We start from the raw sequence: 5,924 nt of genomic DNA, 5'->3' as shown, positions 1-5,924 counted from the left end.
GGGCGGGCTGTCGCGGTGCAGGTGGTGGTGCAGGGGCCGGGGTGGGCGCCGCCGGTCGCGGCGGCTCCTCGGCATTCATCTGCTCCATGAGCTCGCGAACGGTCAGCCGCGTGCGTCCTCGCACGTAACGGTCTGATCCGCGGGGTTCCCGGAGGCTCGGATGGGCGGCCGATGCCGGTGGCGGCGTCGTGTTCGGGGCGGTCGGATCGCTGGTCGGTGTCTTGTCGCCGAACTTCTCGCGAAAGTCGTTGGCGTCCCGGTCGCGTCCGGCGCGACGGCTGCGACGGGGGCGTCTGCCCCCGGCATCCGGCTCCGGACCGTCGGGTCCTGATGTCCAACGACTCACGTGGCTTCCTCGCGACCCCGAACGTGGAATGCGCGCCGCCGCTCTACTGGGGTCTTACGCTGCGGCGCGCACCATTACATGGTCCCGTCGGCCGGGACCTTTCGGGTCATAGTACTGATCGCACCTGAGAAGCCATCTCAGCCACAGCGGTGTGTGACAACGATCGCAACCAGTGTTTGCGCTGGTAAAGGCGTCAGCCGCCAGAGTGCATGATCTCGGCGCCGGCGGGGACGACGTCTTCGTACGGATCGTCGAGCCAGCCGTCGGGCAGCGCGACCTTCGCGGGCGAGCCCTGTCGTCCGCGCGGGCCGTGACCGTCGGTGGGGAACGGCGCGTCGGCGGGCAGCGACCCGACGAGTTCGCGGAGCTGATCGACCGTTTCCACCAGCGCCATGCGGCGTCGGATGTCGGAGCCGGCGGGGAACCCGCGCAGGTACCAGGCGACGTGCTTGCGAATCTCGCGGCAGCCCTTCATCTCTCCGTGATGGGCGACGAGGAGTTCGCAGTGCCGGACGATGATGTCGGCGACCTCGCCGAGGGTCGGCGGTTCCGGCGCGGCGAATCCGCCCAGTTCTGCGGCCAATTCGGCGAACAACCAGGGCCGGCCCAGGCAGCCGCGGCCGATCACGACGCCGTCGCAGCCGGTCTGCGCCATCATCGCCACGGCATCCGCCGGCTCGAAGATGTCGCCGTTGCCGAGGACCGGAACGTCGGTCACGTGCTCCTTGAGCCGGGCGATCTCGTCCCAGTCGGCCTGGCCGGAATACCGCTGTGACGCGGTACGGGCATGCAGCGCAACGGCTTTCGCGCCTTCCTCGGCGGCGATCCGGCCGGCGTCGAGGTGGGTGCGGTGGTCGTCGTCGATGCCGATGCGGAACTTCACCGTGACCGGGATGTCGGTGCCCTCGGTGGCACGGACCGCGGCCGCGACGATCTTGCGGAACAGCGTGCGCTTGTAGGGGATCGCCGAGCCGCCGCCCTTGCGGGTCACCTTCGGTACCGGGCAGCCGAAGTTCATGTCGATGTGGTCGGCGAGATTCTCGTCGACGATCATCTTCGCGGCCGCATAGGTGTATTCGGGGTCGACGGTGTAGAGCTGCATCGACCGCGGCGACTCCTCCGGCGCGAAGGTCGTCATGTGCATCGTCACCGGATGCCGTTCGACCAGCGCCCGCGCCGTCACCATCTCGCAGACGTAGAGGCCCGACACCGTGCCGGCGCGCGCGATCTCGAGCTCGCGGCACAGGGTGCGGAACGCGACGTTGGTGACGCCGGCCATCGGAGCGAGCACCACCGGACTCGCCAGTTCGATCGATCCGATGCGCAACTTCCCGCTCCCTGAGGTGCCTTCACCGCTCCCTGAGGTGCGAGGAGCGCTAGCGACGAGCCTCGAAGGGCTTGGTGACGCACAGTCGCCAGGCCTTCGAGGCTCGCAGGCTCGCACCTCAGGCAGCGGGGGTGCTGCGTCGGTGACGGTTGTTGTTACAGCGGTGCTCAGGACGCCTGCTGCTCCCGCTTCTTGGCCTCGCGGGCGAGTGCGCGGTCGCGCATCTCCTCGAAGCGGACGGTGTCCTTCTCCAGCTGCTCGAGGAAGGCGGCGAGCTCCTCGCGGGTCTTCTCGCCTTCGCTGGTGAAGTCTTCACGCTCGAAGACCTTCCACTTGCGCAGGACCGGCTGGATGACCTCTTCGAGGTGCTGACGCAGGTCGTAGATGCCGTGCTTGGCCATGAGCACGCCGTGGCGACGGAAGTTGGGCATGCCGGCGCCGGGCATCTGGAAGTTGGTCACGATGTCGGTGACGGCGCGCAGCGTCTGGTCGGGCGAGATGTCCATGCCCGCGCCGCAGATGTTGCGGTAGAAGATCATGTGCAGGTTCTCGTCGGCCGCGATGCGCTGCAGCATCTTGTCGGCGATCGGGTCGTTGCAGGCCTTGCCGGTGTTGCGGTGGCTGACGCGGGTGGCCAGCTCCTGGAAGGTCACGTACGCAACCGAGTGCAGGATGCCGAGTTCGTCGGCGTACTCCTCGAGCTCTTCGGTGCGGCCGGCGGCGGCGAGCATCGGGTCGTAGCCGTTGGTCATGTGGATCATGCGCGCCTCTTCGAGGGCGACCGGGTCGACCCCGCGGGTGACGACGAGGTAGTCGCGCATGACGATGCCGTGGCGGTTCTCCTCCGCGGTCCAGCGGCCGACCCAGTGGCCCCAGGCGGAGTCCATGGAGAAGTTGTCGGCGATGACGCGGTGGTAGGAGGGCAGATTGTCCTCGGTCAAGAGGTTGGTGATCATGGCCGCCTTGGCCACCTCGTCGAGCTGTGAATTCTCGGGGTCGTAGTCCGCGCCGCCGAGCGCGGCGTAGTTCTTGCCCTCGTCCCACGGCACGTAATCGTGCGGATTCCAGTCCCTGGCGGTCTTGAGGTGCCGATTGACGTTGTCCTCGGCCACCGTCTCGAGCTCTTGGAGGAGTTCGAGTTGGGTGAGGTCGCGTGCCATTGATATTCCTCCGGGTGGTTTCGCGTGTCTCGACTGCTCGTGTTGCCGGCCTGGACGTCGGGCCGACCATCCGGTGCCAGGATGCTCCCCCGTCGAACTCCGGGCACCGCTGATCAAAGGTCAAGCCTACGGCACCGATCGGACACGCCCAAGTCGATGCTTACGGTGTCGTAGCTTGAGTCCCCGACGTTACGCCTCGTCGCGCAGAACCGAACGTGTGTTAGGTCACCCTAACTCGGCCGACTCTACGCGCGTCCGGCCGATCGTGCGAACATCTCGCCGGTCGTCTCCATCCAGGTGCGCGCGGCGTCGTCGAGAGTGCCCAGGTCGCGCGCCTTCTCGCACCACCGCATCGCGGCGATACCGAATTCGAGGGGGTTGTAGACGTCCTCCTCGATCGACCACAGTCCGTCGCCGGCGTAGGTGAGGATGGTGATGTTGGTCGCGGTCATGTGGGTTCCGTCGCCCGGATCTCGCATCGGGTTGTCGACCTCGCAGATCACCCGACCCGTCGGCGCGTCGACCACGTGCCACAACGCCGGGAAGCCGGTCATGTGGCTGCCGGGGAACGCCGTCATCGTCTTCCAGATCCAGGCGCGGATCTCCTCGCGGCCGCGCATCGTGCCGAGTGCATGCTCGATGTAGTGCGCGTCTTCGGTGAACATGTCGGCGAAGCGATCCCAATCCCGGCTGACCGCGATCTCGGCGACGGTGCGCTGGAAGTCGAGGAAGGCGCGGTCGAGTTCGTCGGCGTCGAACACTGCTGTCATGACGGTGATACTAGAACGTGTTCTAGTTCGACGGGGCCGGTCGGTTGATCTCGGGCGCGATCACCTCACGCCGCCAAATTGATGATCCGTTCCCACAAGACGGCTTTCGGCGTCCGGGTCATGTGCAATGCACGCATGCAGTCGTCCAACCGGTGGGGATTGCCCCGCAGGTCGTCGATCGCCTTGTTCAAGTCCTTCACCACCGCCGACCGGTAGGCCGTTTGGGCCTTCGCTGTCGCATGGCGCATCAGGTCGTGGGTCGGTTGCATCATCGCAAGGTCGATGAGGTCCCGGCTGTAAACCGACCGGTCTGCCCATCTGTCAGAGTTCGCCAGGAGCTTTGTGGTGGCCATGTCCATCGCTGTCAGCGTCGTGACCCCGCAGAAGACATCGTCGGCCTCGGGTTCATCGAGGGGAATCCGGTTCTCGAAGACGATTTCGAACTTGATCGGCTCTTCCTCGATGTCGACCACGGTCCTGATGCCGTACTGGTCGGTGATGACCGGGCGAAGGGTTTTCAAGGGCAGCCTGGTCAGCGCATTCAAGCCATCTGCCCCGCGAACTCGCTCGCGGAGGTCGAAATAGCCAGATTTGTCGGAGACCATCAAGTCGATCTCTCGGGACTCACGGAACTCGCCATGGCGCAGGGCGATTGCGGTGCCGCCCCCGAAGTAGCACTTCGACGCCGCGAGCAGATCGGCGTCGAAGTGCCTCGAGGACAGCGGCGATCCGGGTGTGGTGCGGGCGCTCAAACAAGCAGAACTCCTCCGCTGTACGCGTCGGCAAGACGCTGCACAAACGCGCGCTCCTCATCGCTCATCGCGGACTGGTCGACGTGTCGCCAGTTGCGTTCGTACAGCCGGAGAGCGTCCAACTCGCTGATCTCGGTGTCGGCATGTAGTTGCCATGCGATCGCCGATAGTTGTCGGTAGTCGCCGATGCGGGCGGTCGCTTCCTCTCCGCTCGCGTTCGACGGGGTTGGCGACGCCGAATGGTCGCCCGGCTCGACGACTGCCAATTGCAAGCCCAGAGCGGTGGCCGCATTCAGGTACGCACCGATCGTCACAGACGGCGCGCCTGACTCGATCCGATGCAAGGTGACGCGTGACATTCCGGCGGCTTCGGCTGTGGTCACTGCGCTTATGCCGAGATCCAGGCGTCGCGCACGTAGCGCGCCACCGATGGTGGCCAGCACCTTTTCGGTGGTGGGCGGGATCTCGGGATTGCGAGCCGGCATGTATCTCATTCTATACACTGCGGGACGCCGGCTATTGGTTCGCGGGTTGGGGATTCAGCGTGCGATGGGGCAAGATTGTGCACCTCACCGGGTTGATTGCCGACGTCGGCCGTCGCCCGGGCAGGGTATGAAGGCAGGATCGGTCGAGTAGGGCATGTACCAGGTTGGGGATCTGATCGCCGGGTACCGGGTGCTGGAGGTACTCGGTCACGGCGGCATGGGTGAGGTGTACAAGGCCGCCCATCCGCGGTTGCCACGTGCCGACGCGATCAAGGTGCTGCGGTCGGCGCACGCCACCGATCCGGTGTTCCGTGCCCGCTTCGAGCGCGAGGCGGATCTGGTCGCCCCGCTCAATCACCCCAACATCGTCGCCGTGTACGACCGCGGCGTCTACGACGGCCGGCTCTGGATCGCCATGGAATTGGTGCCGGGAACCGACGCGGGGCACCTGGTCGACACCCTCGGACCGTTGGATCCGCGCTTGGCCATGGCCATCGTCAACGGCGCCGCGGCGGGTCTCGACGCCGCGCACCGCCGCGGCATCACCCACCGGGACATCAAACCGGCCAACATCCTGGTCACTCCCGGCGAGGATGCGATGGTCCCGGATGCGGTGAAACTCACCGACTTCGGGATCGCGCAGGCCCTCGACGAGGTGACGTCGCTGACCGGCACGGGCACCACGGTCGGCACGATGCGCTACTCGTCGCCCGAGCAGATCGGCGGGCACCGGGTCGATCTCCGCAGCGACATCTATTCGCTCGGCGCCACCGCGTACGAATTGCTGACCGGCGCACCGCCGTTCGAGGCGCCATCGCTGCACGGGCTGATGAGCGCCCACATGTTCGCCGAACCGCCTCGGGCGACCGAACGCAACCGCACCCTGCCGCCGGGCGTCGACCCGGTGCTGCAGCGTTCGGTCGCCAAGAACCCCGACCACCGATTCCAGAGCGCCCGAGATTTCGCGACCGCGCTCGGTGACGCCTTCGACACGCGCAAGACGCTGGTCGGGCCCACGCCGACGATGCCGCCACCAACACCAGCACCAGCACCTGCCCAGGCCACGCCCGGTGCATGGCCGACC

General features: G+C 66.5%; 6 protein-coding genes and 1 pseudogene. 1 reads left to right on the top strand and 6 read right to left on the bottom strand.

What is annotated here, in order from left to right:
• From ABZW74_RS23620 to ABZW74_RS23595, 6 genes and pseudogenes are all read right to left on the bottom strand, one after another.
• Window positions 1–346 (bottom strand): annotated as a pseudogene (locus tag ABZW74_RS23620) (LytR family transcriptional regulator); the annotation flags it as partial.
• Between the two features lie 193 nt (window positions 347–539).
• Entirely contained in the window at window positions 540–1,673 is a 1,134-nt protein-coding gene (gene dusB, locus ABZW74_RS23615) for a tRNA dihydrouridine synthase DusB (RefSeq protein WP_276615212.1), read from the bottom strand.
• Between the two features lie 167 nt (window positions 1,674–1,840).
• Window positions 1,841–2,833: an acyl-ACP desaturase gene (locus ABZW74_RS23610; RefSeq protein ID WP_240861335.1), complete on the bottom strand. Its 993-nt coding sequence runs from the start codon at window positions 2,831–2,833 to the stop codon at window positions 1,841–1,843.
• A 245-nt stretch (window positions 2,834–3,078) separates the two neighbouring features.
• On the bottom strand, window positions 3,079–3,603 hold the full coding sequence (locus ABZW74_RS23605) for a nuclear transport factor 2 family protein (protein ID WP_240861333.1): 525 nt from the start codon (window positions 3,601–3,603) through the stop codon (window positions 3,079–3,081).
• A gap of 65 nt (window positions 3,604–3,668) precedes the next feature.
• Window positions 3,669–4,355, bottom strand: a complete 687-nt coding sequence (locus tag ABZW74_RS23600; protein WP_355279828.1) for a nucleotidyl transferase AbiEii/AbiGii toxin family protein — start codon at window positions 4,353–4,355, stop codon at window positions 3,669–3,671.
• On the bottom strand, window positions 4,352–4,840 hold the full coding sequence (locus ABZW74_RS23595) for a helix-turn-helix transcriptional regulator (RefSeq protein ID WP_355279825.1): 489 nt from the start codon (window positions 4,838–4,840) through the stop codon (window positions 4,352–4,354). The genes ABZW74_RS23600 and ABZW74_RS23595 overlap by 4 nt, the downstream gene beginning before the upstream one ends.
• 154 nt (window positions 4,841–4,994) lie before the next feature.
• On the opposite strand from ABZW74_RS23595, the gene ABZW74_RS23590 reads away from it, so the two are divergent.
• Window positions 4,995–5,924 (top strand): serine/threonine-protein kinase (locus ABZW74_RS23590; protein WP_355279822.1); only part of this gene is annotated, 930 nt, incomplete at its 3' end.

The sequence above is a fragment of the Gordonia sp. NPDC003585 genome, assembly GCF_040610755.1.
Lineage (GTDB): Bacteria > Actinomycetota > Actinomycetes > Mycobacteriales > Mycobacteriaceae > Gordonia.
This window is presented reverse-complemented; position numbering and strand designations above follow the sequence as displayed.